The organism is Aporhodopirellula sallentina SM41, assembly GCF_000346505.1.
In the GTDB taxonomy this organism is placed as follows: domain Bacteria; phylum Planctomycetota; class Planctomycetia; order Pirellulales; family Pirellulaceae; genus Rhodopirellula; species Rhodopirellula sallentina.
The window spans coordinates 1-21,873 of record NZ_ANOH01000156.1; the positions used below are offsets into that span (position 1 = coordinate 1).

Annotated in this window: 13 protein-coding genes; 5 read left to right on the forward strand and 8 right to left on the reverse strand. The window is 57.3% G+C overall.

Translation table 11 applies throughout. The annotated features are described in order from the left end of the window. The 3 genes from RSSM_RS32405 to RSSM_RS10235 form a co-directional block, all read right to left on the reverse strand. On the reverse strand, nucleotides 1–82 hold an 82-nt coding region (locus RSSM_RS32405; RefSeq protein WP_144059712.1), incomplete at its 3' end, for a type IV pilin protein. 858 nt (nucleotides 83–940) lie between these two features. After that, nucleotides 941–2,134: a cis-3-hydroxy-L-proline dehydratase gene (locus RSSM_RS10230; protein WP_085979993.1), complete on the reverse strand. Its 1,194-nt coding sequence runs from the start codon at nucleotides 2,132–2,134 to the stop codon at nucleotides 941–943. 129 nt (nucleotides 2,135–2,263) lie between these two features. Beyond that, the gene (locus RSSM_RS10235) at nucleotides 2,264–3,025 is read right to left on the reverse strand and encodes an AraC family transcriptional regulator (RefSeq protein ID WP_008677615.1); all 762 of its coding nucleotides are present in this window, start codon (nucleotides 3,023–3,025) and stop codon (nucleotides 2,264–2,266) included. A gap of 935 nt (nucleotides 3,026–3,960) precedes the next feature. Here RSSM_RS10235 and RSSM_RS10250 point away from each other — a divergent pair. The 3 genes from RSSM_RS10250 to RSSM_RS10260 all read left to right on the forward strand — a co-directional run bounded on the left by RSSM_RS10250 (nucleotide 3,961) and on the right by RSSM_RS10260 (nucleotide 10,415). Then, a complete protein-coding gene (locus RSSM_RS10250) occupies nucleotides 3,961–5,496 on the forward strand; it encodes an efflux RND transporter periplasmic adaptor subunit (protein WP_008677621.1) in 1,536 nt (511 codons plus the stop codon). After that, a complete protein-coding gene (locus tag RSSM_RS10255; RefSeq protein WP_008677623.1) occupies nucleotides 5,493–8,747 on the forward strand; it encodes an efflux RND transporter permease subunit in 3,255 nt (1,084 codons plus the stop codon). Before RSSM_RS10250 ends, RSSM_RS10255 begins: the two co-directional genes overlap by 4 nt. A 351-nt stretch (nucleotides 8,748–9,098) precedes the next feature. Beyond that, entirely contained in the window at nucleotides 9,099–10,415 is a 1,317-nt protein-coding gene (locus tag RSSM_RS10260) for a lipopolysaccharide biosynthesis protein (RefSeq protein ID WP_008677627.1), read from the forward strand. 370 nt (nucleotides 10,416–10,785) lie between these two features. Here RSSM_RS10260 and RSSM_RS10265 read toward each other — a convergent pair whose 3' ends face one another. After that, entirely contained in the window at nucleotides 10,786–11,979 is a 1,194-nt protein-coding gene (locus tag RSSM_RS10265) for a 5'-nucleotidase, lipoprotein e(P4) family (RefSeq protein ID WP_008677630.1), read from the reverse strand. A gap of 557 nt (nucleotides 11,980–12,536) precedes the next feature. On the opposite strand from RSSM_RS10265, the gene RSSM_RS10275 reads away from it, so the two are divergent. Further along, nucleotides 12,537–14,378: an ExeM/NucH family extracellular endonuclease gene (locus tag RSSM_RS10275; protein WP_236621062.1), complete on the forward strand. Its 1,842-nt coding sequence runs from the start codon at nucleotides 12,537–12,539 to the stop codon at nucleotides 14,376–14,378. 490 nt (nucleotides 14,379–14,868) lie between these two features. On the opposite strand, the gene RSSM_RS10280 is transcribed toward RSSM_RS10275, so the two are convergent. The 4 genes from RSSM_RS10280 to RSSM_RS10295 form a co-directional block, all read right to left on the reverse strand. Then, on the reverse strand, nucleotides 14,869–16,461 hold the full coding sequence (locus tag RSSM_RS10280) for a PQQ-like beta-propeller repeat protein (RefSeq protein WP_008677634.1): 1,593 nt from the start codon (nucleotides 16,459–16,461) through the stop codon (nucleotides 14,869–14,871). Between the two features lie 67 nt (nucleotides 16,462–16,528). Then, nucleotides 16,529–17,983, reverse strand: a complete 1,455-nt coding sequence (locus RSSM_RS10285; RefSeq protein WP_008677635.1) for an arylsulfatase — start codon at nucleotides 17,981–17,983, stop codon at nucleotides 16,529–16,531. 79 nt (nucleotides 17,984–18,062) lie between these two features. Next, entirely contained in the window at nucleotides 18,063–18,836 is a 774-nt protein-coding gene (locus RSSM_RS10290) for an SDR family NAD(P)-dependent oxidoreductase (protein ID WP_008677640.1), read from the reverse strand. A 105-nt stretch (nucleotides 18,837–18,941) separates the two neighbouring features. Then, nucleotides 18,942–19,964: a ThuA domain-containing protein gene (locus tag RSSM_RS10295; protein ID WP_008677642.1), complete on the reverse strand. Its 1,023-nt coding sequence runs from the start codon at nucleotides 19,962–19,964 to the stop codon at nucleotides 18,942–18,944. A gap of 333 nt (nucleotides 19,965–20,297) precedes the next feature. Here RSSM_RS10295 and RSSM_RS10300 point away from each other — a divergent pair, with 333 nt between their 5' ends. Beyond that, entirely contained in the window at nucleotides 20,298–21,800 is a 1,503-nt protein-coding gene (locus RSSM_RS10300; RefSeq protein WP_236621063.1) for an SDR family oxidoreductase, read from the forward strand. The last annotated feature ends 73 nt before the right edge of the window (nucleotides 21,801–21,873 follow it).

Genomic DNA, 21,873 nt, shown 5'->3' on the forward strand with positions numbered 1-21,873 from the left:
GGAGGCCCACGAGGACTCCGATAATCGCGATCACCACGAGTAGTTCAACGAGAGTGAACGCGTTCCGCTTTCTTCTTTTCATGACGCACCTTGTAATAAGTGAAAAATGTGGACCGGCGTTCGGGTTCGTAGAGCGAATGTTCCGAGACGCAAGTCGACTATGATGCGTGCGAATGAATGGTTAGGCATCTGCTTCGAATGATGAAGTTCGATGGGGGATTGCAGGATGAATGCGATGCTCACGCCTCTAAGGGGTGGATAATGACGACGAGCTCGCGATTGGTTCCTCGGTAGAACAAAAGTTCGATGAAAGCTTCACCAATCATTCACAACACAGGATTTCGACTATAGAGGTGGCGTCGAAGCGGTTATTGGAAAGAATGTTCATTCGACAGCGAAATTGCGCACAGACGCGAGTCATGTCGTAATCGTTAGGAGGGACGTAACGGCAGCGATCTATTTGATGCGCAGTTCTAGGTGTGCGCAGGAATGTGGAGTCGCAACGCGAGCGGCATAGTGCAAGCTTGCAAACACAGAAAGCGTGGCGTTCCTGGGGGGCAATCACGTCAAGCCAATACGTCATGCATTGCAGATGTCATTGGCTGAGGATCGGTTCGCACGACCGCGGAAGAGAAGAAGTGGAAGCGTATGGGTGTCACGCTTTCCGTCGCGTCGTGTTAGTGCGTTGTGAAATTTGACGTGTCCGGTCCCAGAGGCTGGGGCCTCAGGAGTCGCGGTGGCCTTGGCGTCACTCCACCGAAGTTTGACGACATCGGCTACATCAATTTTGGCAAACGCTGCTTGGCGTTTGCGTCAGCTTTTGGGGTTGGGTAGTGATCTTGTTGAAGATCCTGCTGTGTGAGGATCTTTAGCAAGATCCACTACCGCCTACCCGAAACGTTGGTGATTCTTCGGGCAGGTTTTGAATGTTCGCTCCGTCTTAGACGGTGTGAGTCACCGAGTTGATGTGCGGGTTGGGAATTGGCGGGGTATCGGTTCCGTGGCGGCCGTTGGTAGATGCCTGGCTGCTGGCGGAGACTTCCCAGACTACAGGCCCGATTGCGTCGACAATCGGTGTGATTCCGAGACCTGGGGCTTCGCTCGCTTTCATGAAGCCGTTTTCCCGTTTCGGGGCACCGGTTGCGTTGCAAACGGTGTTGTAGCTGTTGAAATCGGTGCTCGTGAAACGAAACTCTTCTGGTGTGCTGTGTGCCAAGTGGGCAATCGCCGCGGTCGTCACATCGCCACCCCAGCTGTCTTCGATCGTCATCGCGATCCCGAGCGAAACACAAAGGTCGCGGGCTTGTTTCGCTTTTGTAAGACCACCAAATTTGCTGATCTTGATGTTGACGATGTCCATCGCGAGGTCGCGGTTGGCCCGCATTAACATCGCGAGGCTGTCGATGTTTTCATCGAGGGCGAACGGAAGCGTCGTGTTGCGGCGAACGGCGAGACATTGTTCGTACGACAGGCAGGGTTGCTCGATGTAGACGTCGAGGTCACGCACGGCGTTGACGACCCGTTGGGCTTCGTGTTGGGTCCATCCGGTGTTCGCATCGGCAACCAATCGGTCGCTCGGGGCGATCACGCTGCGGGCGGCGTGGATACGTTCGATATCGGTGTCCGGGTCGCCACCGACTTTGAGTTGGAATCGGGTGTAGCCTTCACTGCTGTACTTCGCAACGTTGCTGGCCATTTCATCGGGCGGCAGTTGCGTGATCGCACGATACAGACGAACGCTGTCGCCGTAACGACCGCCCATCAACGTGCAGACGGGAAGGTCGCATGCCTTGCCGAGCAAGTCCCAACACGCGATGTCAACGGCGCTCTTAACGTATGGGTGTCCGTTGAGAGACGAGTCCATGAGGACATTCAGTTTGGTCAGTTCCAACGGATCTGCACCGATCAAGTGCGGAGCGAGTTCACGCAAGCCACATCGGACACCGTCGGCGTAAGCAGGGAGGTAACATGGTCCCAACGGGCAAACTTCGCCGTATCCGATCAAGCCGGTATCGGTTTCCACACCAACGAGTGTGCTGTCAAAGACCGATACGGAGTTGCCGTTGTTCCAGCGATAGGTTCCTTCTACCAACGGCAATTCGACACGATGCGCGAAGATGCGTGCAATTTTCATAAGGTGATCCGCGAAATGGGGCATTGCATAGCTGTAAGTGCGAGCAATGATCATAGTCTTCCGGTGCACCGGCTAGCTTGGATCAAAAGCACTTACTAGCAGGAAAATGCGCACACCGCGTGATCAGCCTCAGTCGGCTTGTCTAGCTTGTTTGCGATATTCCGTTGGTGTTACGCCGGTTGCGATGCGGAACGCACGTGTGAAAGCGCTTTGGTCATAAAAGCCACTTGTTAGTGCGATTTCCGAAATTGGTTTGTCCGTTTCGTATAGCAATCGCGACGCGACGGCGATTCGTGTCTTGCTGATAAACTGACTCGGTGTGAGACCAAACAATCGTTTGGTCAGACGCGCCAAACGTTGTAGTGAAAGATTCGACCGTTCGGCCAGAGCGGAAGGCGTGTTGAACTCAGTAAGGTTCTCTTCGAAGTATTCCAAGGCGGCGGCGAATTCTTCGGGGATCTCATGGTTTTCAACAGGAGTCCGCACGTCGCGGGAGAAACCGACGAGGCCGATGACGTTGCCCTCGTCATCGACGACCGGGAGTTTGGTGGTCAAGCACCACACGGGTTCGTGCGGCAGGTGCCACTGCATTTCGAGGTGATCGACCAACGGGCGTGCCGTTTGCAAAACCTCGGAATCCTGGTCGGTCGGAACAAGACCGAATCGGCCAACGCAGATGTCGCGAGGGCGTTTGCCGATTGCGTCTTCGCTGTTCTCGAGCCCGTGTCGTTGAGCGAGCGATGTGTTCACGGCGAGATATCGCCCCTCCATGTCTTTCACAAAAAACGCGACGTCGGGAGCTTGTTCGAAAAGCTGCGCCAACAAATGAATGTCCAACGAACGAATTTTCGACGAGGTCACGTTCAGGTCGGTGGGAGCGAGATCATTCATGGATAAAGAAAGTGGTTTTAGGCGATCTGAAATGGGACGTGGCTGGCTAACGATAAGGTAGATAATGGGCATGTCGGCGCGAACATTGCCACTATCAACATTGCGATCTTGCGTGGACTCCGAGAATATCTGCTGATCGGTCCCACACGCAAGCATTCAATGATGCACCGCCGTCAACACTGTTTCGCGCATCGTTCCGCTGCACCGGAGTACGTCGGCACCGTTGTCGTCCGATGAGCGATCCGAATGTCCGCCTTGGATCGCGTTCGGGGTGTAACGGATCGTTCGATTTCCAAACCGCGATGATAACTGACAATCCGCGATGGTGACTGGTTTGCCGAGAACTCCCGATGGTTGGGCAAAGTCGGCCGAGCAAAAAAGCCACGTCTCCGGACGGAAGCTAGCGAATCTTCGGATGGAAAAGCGACGATTGGTGAAACGGATGAGCGTTGCGTGTTGATCGCGGTTGTTGCCCCTTGCATCGCGATCGCTGACGCACGTTCACCTTAGCAGTCAGAGAAGCGATTGTCGCTAGAAAATTGGCGTCGCGCGGGGTGCATTTTTCTACGGTTGTTCTGGCCCACTGCGGTGCTGGGCAACCGTGACTTCTCGCGAGCATTGCGTTTCGTCTGAGCGGTTGTTCAGTAACGGCCGCGTGGCCACCGATGTTTCGCTCTGAAGTACGCAGCTCCGACCTTGCCGAAGCGTTGCGTTTGCGTCGATACGGTGCGGATCGCATTCCGTTTGCCGGCTGATCACTAAATGTGATTCGATTTGGACAAACTACAATGGCGCCCCGAAACCTTGCAGCTTATATTGGGTTCAATATGAGCGTAGAAGTTGCGTCTGCGATCGCGGCCGACCGCGTTTCGTCGTGCTAGCAGCGAATGGAAAGTCGCTCGCTCCGTCATTTTTTCCTGTACCCCCGCCGAAGTATGCCCACAGAATCCGAATCGGATGCTCAGGATCCGCCGCCGTCGCCCGCGACCGCCGAGATGCCGCAAAGCGACGCGTCGCCGCCGAGGAGCATCGCGAGCGTGGTGGTCAACGTCGTGGTTTCCGTCGCGGTGCTGGCCGCGTGCCTTTTCGGTTACACGTTTTTAGGAGAACGCAAAAGACCGCAGCGTACGAAGCCGAAGAAGGCCGCGGTTACCGTCGTAACCACGGAGGCACTCGTTCCACATCAGGGGACGGTCGAGATTCAGGCCAACGGCGTGGTCGTGCCGCTGCGAGAGATCAAACTCGCCACAGAGGTCGCGGGGCGAATCATCGAGCAGTCTCCCAATTTGCGTGCCGGACGGATTGTCGATCGGGACGAAGTCTTGATCCGTTTGGATCCGGTCGAATATGAAATCGAAGTCGAGCGTTTGCGAGCTCAGGCGGCCCAGGAAGAGTCGGAATTGATCGCGGCGGACGTCGGCATCGAGAACACGAAGCAACTCACCGTGCTCGCTGAGCAGCAGTTGCTGATCGCGGGTGAAGAGCGGCAACGGATCGGATCGTTGGTCAACCGGCAAGCGGCTTCGGCATCGGAAGTCGACGTCGCCCGGCGAGCCGAATTGTCGGCCCGTGCTGCCCTCGTCGAATTGCAGAACCGTCGTCGTGAGTTGACGGCGGCGAAGCAGTTGATCGTCGACAAGCAGGCGCTCACCGCGGCGGCGCTCAAACGCGCCGAGTTGGATTTGAAACGTTGCACGGTTCGTTCACCGATTCGCGGGATCGTGGTGTCCTCTACCGTGGAAGAACAATCGTTTGTTTCGACCGGTACCGACTTCGTGACGATCGAAGGCATCTCGGCGGTCGAGGTGCGAGCCAACCTGACCGCGGATCAGATGATTTGGATTTGGAGCAGTCGCGGGGCCGTCAACGATCCTCTGCAAACGGGCGGTCCGATCCCACGCGTCCCGGCAACGATCACCAGTGAGTTTGGGGCAGAAGAGTTCAGTTGGCCTGCGGTTCTCGAACGAATCGACGGAGCGGGGATTGAACCGACGACTCGGACGTATCCGTGTTTGTTTCGCGTCGACGTTCCCGAGTCGGCTCAGTCATCGACCGAATCTCGGCGGTTGACCCGTGGGCTGTTCGTGGGCGTGTCGATCGCAGCGGACCCTGATCGGTCGTTGTATCAGGTTTCCGAGAACGCGATCCGGCCCGGAGACCGCGTTTGGCTGAACGTGGACGGGAAACTAAATATTGTGCCTGTCACCTTGGTCAGCCGTGCGGGGCGATCGGTGATCGTGGAGTTGGCGACGGAGCCGGACGCGACGAAATCGATCGAGACAGCCGGCGTGATTGTCTCGCCGATCAGCGATCCGACCGAGGGGATGCCGGTCGGTACGCTACCGCAAGATCCCACGTCTCAATCGCCCAATGCCGCGACGGGAGCATCGTCGCCAGCGACTACATTGACGCACGGGCATGTTGAATCGGTCGACCTGCGATCCGGTTCCACTGCGAAGGTGGACGGATGAAACAACTGATCGCATGGGCCGTCAAGAATTGGCAGGCGATGAACGTCATCATGGTTGGCGTGCTGTTGCTGGGCGCGTTCTGCCTGACCAAATTACGTCGCGATTTTTGGCCCGATTTCGAACTGTACGTGCTGAACGTCTCGGTCGTTTATCCTGGTGCGAGCCCGGATGAAATCGAAGAGGGGATCCTCGAGAAGATCGAGGAAGCGGTGCGAACGGTAGACGGCATCGAAGAGATGACGTCTTCGGCACGCGAGGGGCTCGGCAGTGTCACGTTAGAACTCGATCCGGACGCAAATCAGGACGATGCACAGCGTGTGCTGACGGAGGTGACCACGTTGATCGGCCAAATCCCTAGCTTTCCGGAGTTGGCGGAGAAGCCCGACATTCGGCTGAAGACAAACTTCGTGACCGCGATACGCGTCGCGGTGATGGGGCCCAAGGTGCCAGACTCTGCGAGCGAAAACAGTTCGAGCTCAGAAGAGGAACAGGAATTACAGAACTGGGATGCCGACGAGGCTCGGGCGGAGGCGTCGTTGGCGCTGCGTCGGGTTGCCGAACGTGTCCGCAGCCAAGTTTTGGCGTTGCCATCGGTTTCGGTTGCGGACCTGGTCGGTACGCCCGACTACCAGATCGATATCGAGATCCCCGAACAGACGTTGCGCGAGTACAACCTGTCGCTGCAGAGCGTTGCCGATATTGTCCGCGCGAACAACGTGGAAATGCCCGGTGGAACGTTGCGTGGCCGGTCGCAGGAAATCTTGCTTCGCGGCAGCGACAAGAGCACCGTGGGCGAAGGCATCGAAGACATCCCGTTGGTCAGCGAACCGGGCGGGGCGGTGTTGACGGTTGGCGATCTCGGTCGAGTTCGCGACGAGTTTTCGGTCGATGGCAGTGTCAATGAAGTCAACGGGCAGCCTGCGGTTCTCGTTTCGGTGGAAACGACCAGCGCGGATGATTTGATCAAGGTTTCCGAAGAGGTCCGCGAATACGTGGAACGCGAAAAGGGCAACCTCCCCGACGGCTACACGATGATCGCGATGCGTGATCGATCGACGAGCGTGAAGAACCGGCTCGAACTGCTCAGCAAGAACGCGTGGATGGGGTTGGCACTCGTCTTCATCGTCCTCGCTCTGTTTCTCGAGATGCGGTTGGCGTGGTGGGTGATGCTCGGCATTCCGATTTCGCTGCTCGGTGCGTGCCTCTACATGTACTTTGGTGGCCAAACGCTGAACATGACATCGATGTTTGCGTTTCTGATCGCGTTGGGCATCGTGGTGGATGATGCGATTGTCGTGGGCGAAAACATTTATGCGCATCGTGAGAAAGGGAAAAGCTACCGGGACGCGGCGATCGACGGTGCGTATGAGGTGATGCCTTCGGTGATCACGGCGATTCTGACAACGGTGATCGCGTTCGCGCCGATCATGTATATGGAAGGCCGCATCAAACGGTTGACGGTCGTGTTGCCGATGTGCGTGGGGGCGATGCTGATCATTTCGATGTTCGAAAGTCTGACGATCTTGCCTTCACACCTTTCGCACCGGCGGAGTCGTTTTCTCGACGTGTTGGGGTATCTGCTGTATCCGTTGCGGCCGATTGGCAAGTTGATGGAGTTTGCCAACGCGGGCATGTCGCGGTTGCTCGCGTGGGTGATCGACCGGTTGTACACGCCGACGCTGCGTTGGTCGCTGCGAAATCCGGCGATCGTGTTGTCGACGCTCGCGGGTTTGTTGATCCTGTCGGTCGGTGTGGTGCGATCGGGCATGGTTCCGTTCCTGCTGCTTCCCAAGATCGATTTTGGTTTCATCACGGTTCAGGTGACGTACCCGGATGGAACGCCGGTCGAGGTGACCGACGCCGCGACGAAACGACTCGAGGCGGCAATTTGGCGGGTCAACCAACGTTCGATCGACGAGAAACTGACACCGGATCCGGATGGCTTAGTCAAAGCGGTCCAGCGAACGGTTGGATCTTCCGGTGACGAAGTCGGCACGTCGATATCGAGTCATGTCGGTGGACTGTTTGTGCAGCTCAATGACATCGGTGAACGTACGGTTTCGAGTAACGAAATCGTGCAGATGTGGCGCGAAGAGTCTGGGCGTTTCCCGGGTGCGGAAGCTGTCGCGTTCGGTGCCACGCCTCGCGGACCGGCGTCGTTGCCGATTGAAATGCGTTTAATGGCGACCGGAGACAATCTCGCTCAACTCGACGCGGCGATCGCGCGCTGCAAAGCGAAGCTCGCGGAGTACCCGTACGTTTCCGATATCGCAACGGACACGCGGCAAGGCAAATGGGAATACCGCATCAAGGTTCGCGATGATGCCAAGGCGATGGGCATTTCGCTCGCAGACGTTGCAGGGACCGTGCGTGCGTCGTACTACGGCGAGGAAGTCATGCGGTTGCAGCGAGGGCGACATGAGGTGCCGCTGCGGGTTCGCTATCCTCGTGAGGAACGCAACACGTTGGTCAGTTTCAATGACATTCGTATTCGTGGTGCCGAACGGGTCGAACGTCCGCTATCGGAAGTTGCGGAAGTGGACGTGCAGCGGGGGTATTCCGAAATCCGCCGCGTCAACCAAATGCGGAGCATCGGTGTGGTCGCGGACGTGGATGAAACCCGTGGCAATGCGTTCAACGTCGTTGCCGATTTGAAGGCGAATTTTGTCCCTCAGTTCGAGCAGGAGTTCCCGGGCGTTGAGTTGCAGTGGGCGGGACAACAGGAGCAAACCGAGGAGACGGTGAACTCGTTGACGCTCGGGTTCTTGTTCGTACTCGGGGCGATGTTTTTGCTGTTAACGATTCAGTTCAATTCGAGCTGGCAGGCGATCTTGATCCTCTCGATTATCCCGTTCGGTTTCATCGGTGCGATTGTCGGACACATCGTGATGGATATTGATCTGACGTTGTTCAGTATCTTTGGGATTGTGGCGTTGGCGGGCGTCGTTGTGAACGATTCGATCGTGTTGGTTGATTTTATCAATCGGCGCGTTGCCGACGGACTGCCGTTGCACGAAGCGATCATTGATGGAGGTCGCCGACGTTTTCGCGCCGTTTTACTGACGTCGGTAACCACGTGTGCCGGGATGATGCCGATTCTGTTGGAACGGTCAAAAGAGGCGCAGGTCGTCTCGCCGATGGCGACCAGCCTGACGTTCGGGCTCGCACTCAGCACGGCGGTGGTGCTCGTTCTCGCTCCGGTGATGTACCTCGTCACCGCCAAACTCGCTCCGCCTCCGGAAGAGGCTTAGTCCACGCCGGCGTTGCTTCCGCCGGCGTGTCTCTATCGCGTGCTGCGATCACCCGTCGGCTGATTGAGTCACCGTCGTTTGCCCGATCGAGTCTATCGCGTGAATCGGTTGGGACTGTTGTAGAGGCGGTGAGTACGAATTCGTTGTGTCGGGGGGCTTCGTTTCTCAACGATGGCGACGCGGGCGTGGCATGAGGTGTACGTTTACCATAGGTAATTCTGTACCCGTTCCCGCACCACGTTGATCGATCGTCCTGCTGCTTCCGTTCAGGATGCGGTGGGAATGAGCGGAGGTGCCGGATGACTGGCCGATCCATCCCGAACCGATCCATCGCTGAGCATGTGACCCGTCGTGTCGACGAAACCTCATACCGAGTTAGATAGCGAACCGAAGGTTGCCGTCACGTTGGTCGTGCTGACGTTCATCGGCGTCGGTTTGGGGTATGCCACATCGATCTTTGCTGCCCGAGCGCTCGGTCCGATCGGTTTTGAGCAGTACGCGGTTGCGGTTGCGACGCTCGGCGTGATGTCATCGATCGCGGAGATGGGAGTCGGCAAGAACGCGCTGAAGGTGCTGCCGGGCTATGAAGTCTCCGGCGAATATTCGCTGGCGTCAGGCTATTGGCGGTACGGCTTGGTGACGCTGTTGGTGGTCAGTGGCGGTTTGTCGGCGTCGGTGATCGGATGGTCGTTCTTTTCTCAAGGAGTCGCGACGAGCAAGCCGCTCGCTGTGGCGATGCTATTCTTGCCGTTTGCCGCGTTCAGCGGTGTGGGCATTGATTTCGTGATGGCAAACCGCGTGGCGGTCGGAGGTGCCGTAATCGCTCGGGTGATCGTTCCGGGAATCACACTCGTGTTGCTCGCCGTCGCAGGCTTCGTCGGCATGGATGTTTCGGTGTCCACGATGGTGGTGATGTACGGCAGCGGGGCGGTTGTGGGAGCGATCTTGGCGATCACGGTGTTCATAAGCAGTTCGCCCAAGCAATACTTCTCGACGAAGCCTTCCTATCACTTTCGCAGTTGGTTGCGGTACTGCATCTACTTTGCGATGTCAGCTTTGTTCGCGACGGCGCTGTTTCGCATCAGCGTGCTGGTGATGGAGGCTCTGCCAGTGGAGGCAATGGAGGTTGCTCACTTAGCGGCGGCTTTGGACACGGGGTGTTTGATCTTGTTGCTCGCGAAATCGACCGACAAGCTGTTTCAGCCACAGATGTCGATCGTGCTCGCTGAAGCGGACTGGGAGACTGGGATGAAAATCCGGACCAAACGCTACTACCTGATCGGGTCGGCCTGTGCAGCGTTTCTGTTGGTGATTTGGTTGTTCGGAAAACGAATTTTGAGTTTGTACGGCGAAGAATTCCAAGACGCCTACTCGGCGTTGCTTTTCGTATCGATCGGTGCTTCGGCGTGGACGTTCTTCTCACTGTCGCCGATCTTTCTGCACTACCGCGGCATGAGCGTCTACGTTCTGATCGTGACGGCGGCAGCCAACGTGGTTCTGCTCGCGGCGACCGCATGGCTCGGTGTGAACTATGGCGCCAAGGGGGCAGGAATGGCGTTTGGCGGCGTGCTCGCAACCACGATCATGTTGTTCTACTTCCGCTCGCGGGCGGAACTGAGACGCCTCGCAAAGTTGGGGAATAAAGAGCAGTATCTCAGCGGTTTGTAGCTGATCATGGTGGAACGGGATTAGTTGGTTGTCGTGCGTTTGCGCGGCGAACGATAATCGCAGTTTACGGTCTGATTGTAGGCCGGACCAAGCGAAGCGCTGTTCCGGCAAAACGTATCGCGCGGTTGCCGGAGCTGCGTCGCAGGGCTCCTTGATCCGGCCTACTTGTTGGAGTGGTGTTGGCGAGGGTTGGCCGATTTCGTACCAAATTGCGGTGTTTTGAATTTTTGGCGAATTTAGCTACGTGGGAATGGGTTCGAGGCTGATTTGTAGGCCGGACCAAGCGAAGCGACGTCCCGGCAGAACGTATCGCGTGGTTGCCGGAGCTGCGTCTCAGGGCTCCTTGATCCGGCCTACTTTGTTGGCGAATCTAGCTACGGACTTTTGGTTTTGGAATGCTTTCTTCTTTTGCGTCTTGCAGTGCATCGTATTTGCGTTGCAGTTTGACGGCGTCGTCTGCGGCGTCTTCCCAATCGTAGATCGATCTTTCCCAACCGCCGTAGTTTGCATTAGGAAGCTGGATCCACTTCACGCCCCACATGTCGCCATGTTCTGCCGCGAGGTTGCGGCGGGCCTGTGAGGTAGGCTTTTCGCCGATCGAGAGGAAATCGTTGAGGTCGTCGCCGATCAACAAGAGAATTCGATACCGTTTGGCGATGTGGGCGCGACGTGTTGCTTTGTCCGATGTCCATTCGTCGCGTTCCCGTTTGCTCAAGATACGGTCGATCGCATCCGATTCGATCAAACCGAGTTGTTCGAGGTTCCGCCGGGTTGCATGTTCGACCGAGTTTTCGCGATTGGTGACAAAGAACACTTCGACGCCCGCGTCTGCGGCCATTTGCAAAAACTCACGGACCCCCGGCACCGCTTCCGCTCGAGCTTCTCTCACCCACGTTTCCCACGACTCGGGTGTAAAGCCACCGTGCTCGTGGATGCGGCGGGATTGGTAGGGGGAGTTGTCCAAGACGGTCTCATCGATGTCGAGGATGACCGCCGTCGGCAGGTTCGTTTCCGCGGGCTCGTGGCCAGCAAGTTCGGCTTGTTGGACGAGATCAGCGGACCAGGTTGGGACGTTGATCGCGGTCGCAAGTTGCTCTTCAGCAATCCGGTAGGCTTGGCGGCAGGTTGCGTAGTACTCGGCGGAAGTTTGCATCCACAACGTCGCATCGAGATCTTCATGTGCAACGCGTGGTTGCGCAGCAGGTGCCGAGGGTTCAGAAGCTGCGACGGCTTTTCCGAGAGCGGGGGTGTCGTCTTTGGGGCCGGCCTTTTTCGAGGCGTCGATTTGAGAGACGCTATCAGTGGACGCTTCGTCTTTCGTGGATTGAGTCGAGTCGTCCTGCGGTTGCACCGGGGAGGTAATCTGCGTATCGGCGACTTCGGTTTGGCCGCGTTTCAGTTCGGATTCGAGTGTTTCGCTAAATAGCGACACGGGATTCGTAGGTTCGATCGGGCGGGGTTGCGCCGCGTGTTCTGTCGTTGGCGTATCATCGACCGTGGCGGGTTGGCAACCGACGGCGGTCGCCATGTAAACGATCAGTAGCGGCAGCAATGCGTGGTGCACGTCGTGACTCCGATAGTCGAGTGGGAAAACGATAGTCGAGTGGGAAAAAAGTTCGGTCGGTCAAAGAACTGAAACATCATAATTGGTCAACCGACATCGTGATTGGCATCGTGGGGCGTCGCGTTCAATTTGATCGTGCCACTAAGTACCTCGAGAGGGCTGTTTTGTCAGACGCGACCCGAACACACGCGGATGACGCTGCAAAATCGTCGCACAGTATCTTTGTGAAATTACCTTCATCTTTATGAAATCATCTTCGCGAAATCTTGATGTTCTCGAGGTCTTTGTGAATCAGAAGGATCGGCGTTTGTTGTCAAACAGACGTCGCACTGTCGGTCACACCGTGACACGAAAGGCAACCAGCACCGCTGATGATCCCGGCGTGTTCGGGTATGATCGCGTTAGAGGAACGCCTGCTCCCATCAAGAGTTTCCATCGGGGGACGACTTTGGAAGTTGTGTCCGGAGGGGCTCCGTTGCTCGCGCGATCGATGCGGAGATTCGTATCGGTCCCCGCCGTCTCCATTCATCATTCTCGAACCAATAGAACTGTTGATCGTGAAGAACTCCTGGTTGTTTTGCCTTTCGATCGTGCTGTCGCTGGTTCCTGTATCGTTGGGCGGATGCAACGCCTCGGATACGGGGCCCGGGGCGGGGCCGATGTTGCTGTCCATTTCCCAGGTACGGGATGAAAAAGCGTCGCGAGCGTTTGTCGGCAAGACGGTCGAAGTTTGCGGAGTGGTCGTCGCCGATTATCGCGGGCCTGATCAATTGGGCGGCGTCTACCTCCAGGATGCGGACGCGAAAGACGCGGGAGATTCGTCGACGATGTTTCTTCGCATCGATCGGTCCGAAGCGGTATCGGTCGGCGATCATATTCACGTCAAAGGTGTGTTGGTTCGGGCCGGCGAACGTCCTCAATTGAAGCCCGATGTTTCGGAAGGAAGCGTTGCGGTTCGCAATGACGGAAAGATCGCCTCGGCGAGGCCACACGAGTTGACTTTCGATGGCCGCGAAATCGATTGGAAGAGTTTGGACGGCAGGTTGGTTCGGTTCACCGATGACATGATCGTGACGGACACTCATGATCTCGCTCGATACGGGCAGGTCACGCTATCCGCAAACGAACGGCTTTACGTCGCCACGGAAATGATTGATCCAAACGATGCTGACCCTGCAGGCGTTTCCACGGCGGGTGACAGTAACGTGGCGGCCGTGAATGCATTCGACGATCTATCTCGAAACCGATCGATCGTTCTCGACGATGGCAGTGCGAAGGAGAATCCTGAGAGTCTGTACTTGCTCAATGCAACCGAGAACTCCAACGGAACGCGGACGCTGCGGGTGGGGACCCGTATCAAGAATCTGACCGGTATCGTCACCAACGTACGCGGTCGGTTCATGGTGATGCCTTCCGGAAACCTCGACATTGAATATGCCGAGCGTCCGGCGGTCCCGGATCTGGGCGAGTGTGATGTGAAGATTGCTAGTTTCAACGTGTTGAATTACTTCACCACGATCGACAACGGACGCAACCAGGCACGTGGAGCCGACAACGCGGAGGAGTTCCAACGCCAAGAAGCAAAACTCGTCTCGGCGTTGAACGCGTTGGACGCGGACGTGATCGGGTTGATGGAGATGGAAAACAAACCGGGCGTCGAAAAAAGACTCGTCGCGGCGCTCAATCGCGATGTCGAAGGCACGCCCTACCAAGGTGTTGGACGTCCGGACGGGTTGAGTGATGCACCGGGAGGAGGCAACGCGATTCGAGTCGGAATCATCTACCGTCGTGATCGTGTTAAACCCGTGGATAGCGTGCAGATGGTAGTCGATCCTGCATTCTACGATGCAAGAACGCCGCTCGTGCAAACGTTCCATCGCGTTGGCGAAAAGACTCGCTTTACCGTTGTCGTCAACCATTTCAAGTCGAAAGGCTCACGCGGGGCCAAAGGGGCGGACCGCGATATGAAAGACGGCCAGGGGGCGAATAACGCGTCTCGACGCAAGCAAGCCGAGGCACTCGTCGAGTATGTTGCGGCTCTGCAACAAAAGCATGGTGCGGTGAACCTGCTCATCTTGGGCGATTTGAACGCCTACTCGCAGGAGGATCCGATCGACACTCTCCGTGCGGCAGGATTGATCGATCTCGTTCACACGCATTCCAGTGAGGAGAAGCCGTATAGCTACGTCTATTACGGCCGGGCCGGTTGTCTCGACCACGCGTTTGCGACGCCTGAGTTAGCCTCGATGGTGAGCAACACAGCGATCTGGCACATCAATTCGAGCGAGCCCAAGTTCCTGGACTACAACCTCGAATTCAATCCAAAACCCTACTACCAGCCCGACGCATTCCGCTCATCGGATCACGATCCCGTCTTAGTGGGACTCGATCTGGAATAAACGCGGAGGACAGGCGTCAACTAAGGTGGTCTGTGAATACGTCGGCAATTTGATTTGCCGGCGATTGTTGGTCTCGGTTGAGTCGTGTGAACCGCGGCTAACGCCGATCGGCTGATATGCGTTTGGATAGATTACAAATGAAATTTGCTTGCGGGCTAGTCGCGATCCATCGAACTGCGAACAGAACTGCTGTCGTAGATCCGTACTTCATGTCAACTTGATTTTCGGGTAGTGGACGAGTCGACGAGTCTTTGATGCGCTAGTCATGCGAGGGGATTCCTTGCGTCATCTACTACACTTCCACCCGAAAGCCGCGCTGCAGTGGAATACTAGTTTTTGTCTCGCATGAATGGATTCTCAGATTCACGCGAAAACGAGAGTTCATTCCGTGAGAATGACTAGCGCCCCGGTATCGAAGCCGAGCCAAATATCGAACAGTCGCTGAACGCAGGCGTTTTTCTGTCGCGTGCTCGTTGGCGGGAATTCGTGGCTATTTGAGTTGGTAGCACAACATGCGGTCGTGGTCTCGGAGGTAGAGGCGGCCGGCGGAGATTACTGGGTGTGCCCAGGCGTTTTTGTCGCTGCGGTCGGGTTGGCTGAAACGTCCTTTTTCTCGGTAGGCGTCGGGGATGGCTTCGACCAGCGCGACGTCGCCTCGTTCGCCTCGCACGTAAAGATGTCCATCGGCGTACGTGACGGATCCTTTGCCGACGCATCGGTTTTGCCATCGGATCTGTCCGGAGTTCCAATCGATGCACAGCAGCACGCTGTTGTTGGTTCCGTAGATGTGTCCGTCGTGAAGAATGAATCCGCCGTGGTGGCTCTCCATCTTGTTGACGAAGTAGGCTTCGTTGACGTTCCAATTGCGTCCGCGCTTTTGCACGTCGGCACGACCTCCTCCGGTTCCGTAGGCGCTCGCCGCAAAGACGCTGTTGCCAAACACGATCGGGGTGGAGCAGTTGGCGGTGTCGTTGGCGGGGGCATCATAGTGCCAGAGTGGTGTGCCGCGTGCGGCGTCAACACCGACGACACCCCCATGAAGGAACGCGATGTATTGTGGGGTGCCGCCGAGGTTTGCGGAGATGGTCGATGCGTAGGCGGCCTGGGAAAAACTGCCGCCCATGGTGCGGCCAACCGGTGATTGCCAAACGGGACTGCCGGTGTCCTTTCGCAACGCAACGAGACTCGCGTTTTGTCCGCCTGGGGTGCAGATGAGTTTGTCGCCATCGAGGAGCGGGGATTCGGCGTATTCCCAGTGACCGTGTTGGCCGCCGAAGTCTCGTTTGAAGTTCTTCTTCCAATTAAGCGAACCGTCGTTCACGTTGACGCTCACAAGAATACCCGAGCTGCCGATCGCAAACAGTTTCCCATCGGAAAGCGTGGGTGTCCCCTTGGGTCCAGGGAATCCGCCGCCGCTGCCTTTGGGACCGATGCTGGATTCCCAAACGGGACTCCCGTCGGACACGGATCGTGCGAATACGAACTCCTCGTTCCCGCGAGTTCCCAGGACGTAGACGACGTCGCCGACGACAGCGGGCGTGGAATAACCTTCGCCGATCCCGGTGACGTTCCACAACAAGCGAGGTCCCGAGGGGGGCCATTGTTGCGGCAGGCCGGTTTCTAAACTTTTGCCATCGCGGTTTGGTCCACGCCACTGCGGCCAATCGTTTACGCCGCGGGGCGAGTCGGTTGCGGCGGGTGAGGTGACTGTTGGCGGCGCGTCACGCAGGTCTTTGAGATATCGTTGATCGGCACTCGATAGGCGGGAGTGCGGCATGACCACCAATTTGGAGTTGTCTTCGCGTTGCAGTTGAACGCGCGAGCCGTCGTCATGCAGCAGTTTCAGCCGGACGCCGCTGCGTGTCCCGTCGCTGGTCGTCCAGTGGCGATATTCGGCGCCGGTTGAATCCTGTCCAATCCTTTGCTGCGCGTTCGCACGCGGGGAAATCGCGTGCGGGCCCACGAGCATTATGGAAAAGAGGACGGCGTGGTACGCGATGCGTTTGATATTCAACTCGTTTCCCCCGACTGCTGGCCGCGTTGCGGTCGTCGTGTGGTGACCATGATTCGAACGTTGAATCATAGCAGTTCGGGAGGACTCGGGTGGCCAAAGTTAGCGCGTGGGGGGCCTTCGCCAGCGTGCGGCGGGGCTACCGTTTGCCCGGGAAATTGAACTTGGGGATCGGGGATTCGGTGCGAGCGGATTTGATCAGTTCGGTGAGTTCCGCTGCGATCTCCGGGTACTGCGAGGCAACGTTGTTTTTTTCGGCGGGGTCCTTCGACAGGTCATAAAGTTCAACGGGTGAATTGGGATTGATCGCCACGTTGTACCGGACCGCTTTCCATTTACCGCGGCGAATTGCAATACGTCCTTTCCACTCGTGAAATTCCCAGTACAGATAATCGTGTTCGCGTTGTTCGCCTTGGTTTAGCAACGTTGGCAGGAACGAGACGCCGTCGATGTTCTCTGGGGTCGGTTGCCCGGTGATTTCAGCGACGGTGGGCAACACATCCCAGAACGCGGAGAGATGGTCGGAGGTCGTGCCGGCGGGAATTTTGCCCGGCCATGTCGCAATCATTGGAACGTGAATGCCGCCTTCGTAGAGGTCTCGTTTGAATCCCCGTTGTGAACCGTTGGAGTTGAAGAATCGCGGGTCGTGACCGCCTTCGGTGTGTGGTCCGTTGTCGGATGTAAAGATGATCAACGTGTTGTCTGCGATGCCGAGTTCTTCCAACTTGGCGACGAGTTCGCCGACGTCTTCATCCATGATTTCCACCATCGCGGCAAAGGCGGCGTGAGCTTCGGATTGGGAACCGTATGCGGACTTGCGAAAACGCGGTCCCGAGTCGACTCCTTCGTAGGTGCTTTCCGGAAGGAACTTGCCGCGGTATTTCGCCATCACTTCTTCCGGTGCAAACATCTCGGCGTGCGGTTGCACGAGGGCGTAGAAGCAGAAGAACGGTTGATCTTTGTTGGCCTCCACAAAATCGAGCGTTTGATCTTGAATTAGATACGGTGCGTAGTCGTCCGTTTCCAATCCGAAGTTTCCCCACAACATTTCACGTTGGTTGTCATTCCAAAGGAAGTATGGGTAGTAATGGTGGGCCTGGCGTTGGCAGTTGTATCCATAGAAGCGGTCGAACCCCATCTTGAGCGGTTCGCTGACGGTGCCGGGCGCACCGAGTCCCCATTTGCCGAACAACCCAGTCGTGTAGCCGGCGTTTTGAAACATATGTGCCATCGTGAAGGTATCCGCAGGCATCGGTTGTTGGCCTTCGGGCATGATCTCCGCATTGCCTCGCACGGCGGCGTGTCCGGGGTGCTTTCCGGTTAACAGGGCACAACGCGAAGGCGCGCAAACGGTGCTGCCGGAATAGTGCTGCGTGAACTTCATCCCGCGTTTGGCGAGAGCGTCGATGTTCGGCGTTTCGAAGTGCGTTTGGCCGTAGCAGCTCAGGTCGCCGTACCCGAGATCGTCCGCCAAGATGTAGATCACGTTGGGACGATCTGCCGCATGAGCGGAATCGCTTAGGACGGCGGGGCCGAGGATTGCGGAGGCGAAAAACGCGAAGACGAGAATCAGCGACGACGGCAGCTTGTTCATGGGAGGGCTCTGTGGGAGGGCGATCGAGGTGGTCCCCTATTCTGATCTACAGAGCGTGTCGGGCAAGGTGTCGACCGCGTCAAATCGAGCGAATGATTCCACCTTCGACCCGCAGCGAACTGCCGTTGACGGCGGTGTTTTGGGCGAGGAAGATCGCCGCGTCGGCGACCTCGTCGACTTTGACGAAACGTTGGATCAGTGAAGTCGGTTCGTGTTCGCGGAAGTAGCTGCCGAGCACCTCTTCGAGCGGGCGGCCTTCTTGTTTGGCGAGGCCTTCGAAGTATTTCTCGACGCCGTCGGTCCAGGTGGGGCCGGGCATCAGCGTGTTGACGCAAACGTTGCTGCCCTTGGTCAGTTCCGCGATGCCTCGGGAAATCGACAACATGGCGGCTTTGGTCATCGAATAGTGAACCATCTGCGGCAACGGTTTGAAGGCCGCTTCGCTGGCGACGTTGATGATCACACCTGAGTCGCGTTCGAGCATCGCCGGCATCAAGGCGCGGCAAAGCCTCACCATGCTCATCACGTTGGTTTGGAAGTAGTCTAGCCAAACGTCATCGGTGAGTTGGAAGAAGTCCTCGACGCTGAACACGCCCGCGTTGTTGATCAATACATCGACCGCGGAATATCCAGAGAGCTGGTCGAGGACTTGGTTGGTTCCACCGGCATCGGATAGATCGCCCCAAACGGCGCCGGCGGCGCCGATTTGATTTTGTGCCTCCACCGCCCCCGATTGCGAACGGCTGTGGACGATAACGCGAGCCCCTTCCTGCACGCAGCGTGCGGCGATCGCGTTGCCGATCCCTTTGGTCGAGCCACTAACGAAGACGGTTTTCTCGGTGAGATTTCTCATGACAACTGGTTGCTTTGTATTGAGAGAATTCCCGAACGGTGTCTTCGTTGGCGATGACGATGACGATGACGATCGAGAGAGTGATCGATTTCGTCTTGGTGACTACTACGATTTTGCTTTCGCTTTCTGAGAACGCTTCTGCCGTGTGGATTTAGCGTTGTTGTAGTCGTCCATCGAGACATTCGTTGCGGGCGGAAGGTTTTTGTAGTCTTCAATGTTGGGAAGGGCGATGACCGGGTTCTCGGTCGGGTACTTGTCCAGGTTCGCGTTAAGAGCCTCTACGGTGACCGGTTCGGACACTACGCCGTCGGCGGGGACTTCCGCACCGGCGACCCAAACGATCGCGTTGAGAACGATTTTTCGATAATCATCCACCGCCCAGTTGCGGTGATAGTGGCCGCCGGTGAAGCCGACTCCGCGGCCGCCGTCTTCACGTTCGATGCCCCACATGAGCGTTTGACGTTTTCCGATTCCGTCGACGCCGTGTTGGTTCCAAAGATTGATCACCCGTTTGAGTCGCTCCCGTGTCGGGACGGCAGTGACGAGGTCGTACACCGCTCCGCGATCTTTTTGAAAACGCATGTTGTAGTAGAACTCATCGTAGGCGGGCACGAGGTTGTCGATGCCGTTGGAGATCGGATGTTCGGGCAGCACTTTCAGATCCGCGACCCAGTGTGGGTTCACCGACCAACCGGTTTCCATCGCCCCGCCGATCCACGGGCGAAAGTACTGCTCGCCTTCTTTGGGACTCGGGTGAACGGCGTAGTGCATGAACATCAGACCGACGCCGGATTTGGCGAGTTGATCGGCCCGGTCCCAACCATGGCGGATGACCTTGGTTCCGTCGGAATAGATCACGACCGCGTCGACGTCATTGAATGCCGACGAATCCTCGGGCCAACCGCTGATGACGGTCGCCTTCACGTCCAATCCGCTCTGTTCGTTCAGGGCCTTGGCGAGCAGCATGCAACCGGCACGAAATTCGTGTTCACCTGACGCGTGAGAACGTCCTCCGGCGAGGAAGAGAATGTTGGTGGTGTCGGCGGCTACTTTGGCGGGCGACAGGTTCGAGGTGAAGAAAGCGACCAAGCAGAACGTCAGCAACCGTGGGGCGGGGTTTCGCAGCATCGGGGCAGGATTCCTGGAAAAGGAGGGATCGGCGAGAGGGGAATGGGTGGGAACCGCGACGGGTTGCGTCGCGTTGGCTGCTGATTATATCCGGAATCCGATCGCGCGGGATGAGAAGGCGAGAATGCTCGCGAGCGAGGCGGTAACGATCGAAATGAACGTCTATCCTTCCGGTTGACCGTCGCTAATACTCCTGCGGAGTTGGTAATTGATTCCATTAAGGATCCTGCTGCGTGAGGATTCTAAACAAGGATCTTTAACAAGATCCACCACGGTAGGCTTGCGTTGATCGCGGCGAGTGGCGAACGGCAAACGGGCGGATGAATTGTTAAGGTGGTTCTTGGTATTACCGATACAACGGCGGGGTGTCTCGTGACGAACGAACAACATGATCGGATCCTCGTTTGCGGTGCAACCGGTTATGTCGGTGGACGTCTCGTGCCGAAGTTGCTCGACAAAGGCTACCGGGTCCGCTGTTTGGTTCGCAGTCCGAAGAAGATGCAGGCGTTTGCGTGGTGCGATCACGAACGGTTGGAGATTATTGAAGGCAACCTCGACGACCTCGAGGGCGTTAAGTCAGCCCTGCGGGACGTACAGGCAGCGTACTATCTCGTGCATGCGATGATCAGTGCCGGTGGCGACTACGCGCGGCGTGATCGTGAACTCGCCAATACGTTTGTTGAGGCACTCAAAGGTAGCAGTTGCCGCCGCGTGATGTATTTGGGCGGGCTCGGTGAACTCGGTCCGAATCTAAGCATGCACTTGCGCAGCCGTGGCGAGGTCGCGGATATTTTGCGAGACAGTTCAGCGGAGACAACCGTTTTTCGTGCCGCGATGATTATCGGATCCGGTTCCGCATCGTTCGAGATCCTGCGCTACTTGGTTGAGCGATTGCCGATCATGATCACGCCGAAATGGGTCAAGATGGAAACGCAGCCGATCGCGATTCGTGACGTGCTGCGGTATCTCGTGGAGTGTTTGGACAACCCTGAGACGGCAGGACGCACGATCGATATCGGAGGGCGTGACGTTTTCACGTATCAGAAACTGATGCAGATCATGGCTCGGTCGTTGGGTTTGACGAAGCGTGTGATTTTGCCCGTCCCGGTGCTGACGCCGCGTTTGAGTTCGGCGTGGATTTCGTTGGTGACGCCGGTCAACGCGAGCATTGCACGGCCGCTCGCCGAAGGGTTGCGGAACCGCACGGTTTGCCGCAACGACGACGCTCAAAAATTGATGCCCGGCCCTCTTTTCGGAGTCGAGGAGGCGATCAATGCGGCGATCGGGAAACTGAAAGACGGTGACATCGAAACACGGTGGTCGACCGCTGGAGAGATGCCGGGCGATCCGGAGTGGTCGGGCGGTACGGTGTTCGACGATGTGCAAACGGCGGAAGTGGACGCGAGTGCGGAGCAGACGTTCGCGTCGGTGAGCCGGATCGGTGGCCAGTCCGGTTACTGGGGTGCCGATTGGCTGTGGTGGCTGCGTGGATTGCTCGACAAGTGCGTCGGCGGGCCGGGGCTGAGGCGTGGCCGCCGTCATCCGGACGAATTGAGCTATGGCGAGGCGGTCGATTTCTGGCGAGTGAACGGGTACGAACGTGGCCGATGGTTGAGGCTGCACGCTGAGATGAAACTGCCCGGGGAAGCCGAGTTGGAATTTCGAGTCGAGCCGACATCGGAGGGAAAGAGTCAATTGGTTCAGACGGCGCGGTTCCGCCCTCGTGGGCTGCTCGGGCTCGCGTATTGGTACTCGGTCTGGCCGCTCCACTTTTTCGTTTTCCCACGAATGGTACGTGGGATCAAACGGGAAGCCGAATCGGCAGCGGTCTCGTAGTGGTTTGAGTTGGCTGAATTGAAGGGCGGTTTGATTTGGGGGGGCGCGAAGCTCGCTGACGGCTTGTTGATCT

Excerpts from the sequence above, each read along its gene's own strand:
- RSSM_RS10230 (WP_085979993.1), bottom strand. The coding sequence starts at position 2,134 with ATGAAAATTGCACGCATCTTCGCGCATCGTGTCGAATTGCCGTTGGTA.
- RSSM_RS10235 (WP_008677615.1), bottom strand. The coding sequence starts at position 3,025 with ATGAATGATCTCGCTCCCACCGACCTGAACGTGACCTCGTCGAAAATT.
- RSSM_RS10250 (WP_008677621.1), top strand. The coding sequence starts at position 3,961 with ATGCCCACAGAATCCGAATCGGATGCTCAGGATCCGCCGCCGTCGCCC.
- RSSM_RS10255 (WP_008677623.1), top strand. The coding sequence starts at position 5,493 with ATGAAACAACTGATCGCATGGGCCGTCAAGAATTGGCAGGCGATGAAC.
- RSSM_RS10280 (WP_008677634.1), bottom strand. The coding sequence starts at position 16,461 with ATGATTCAACGTTCGAATCATGGTCACCACACGACGACCGCAACGCGG.
- RSSM_RS10285 (WP_008677635.1), bottom strand. The coding sequence starts at position 17,983 with ATGAACAAGCTGCCGTCGTCGCTGATTCTCGTCTTCGCGTTTTTCGCC.
- RSSM_RS10290 (WP_008677640.1), bottom strand. The coding sequence starts at position 18,836 with ATGAGAAATCTCACCGAGAAAACCGTCTTCGTTAGTGGCTCGACCAAA.
- RSSM_RS10295 (WP_008677642.1), bottom strand. The coding sequence starts at position 19,964 with ATGCTGCGAAACCCCGCCCCACGGTTGCTGACGTTCTGCTTGGTCGCT.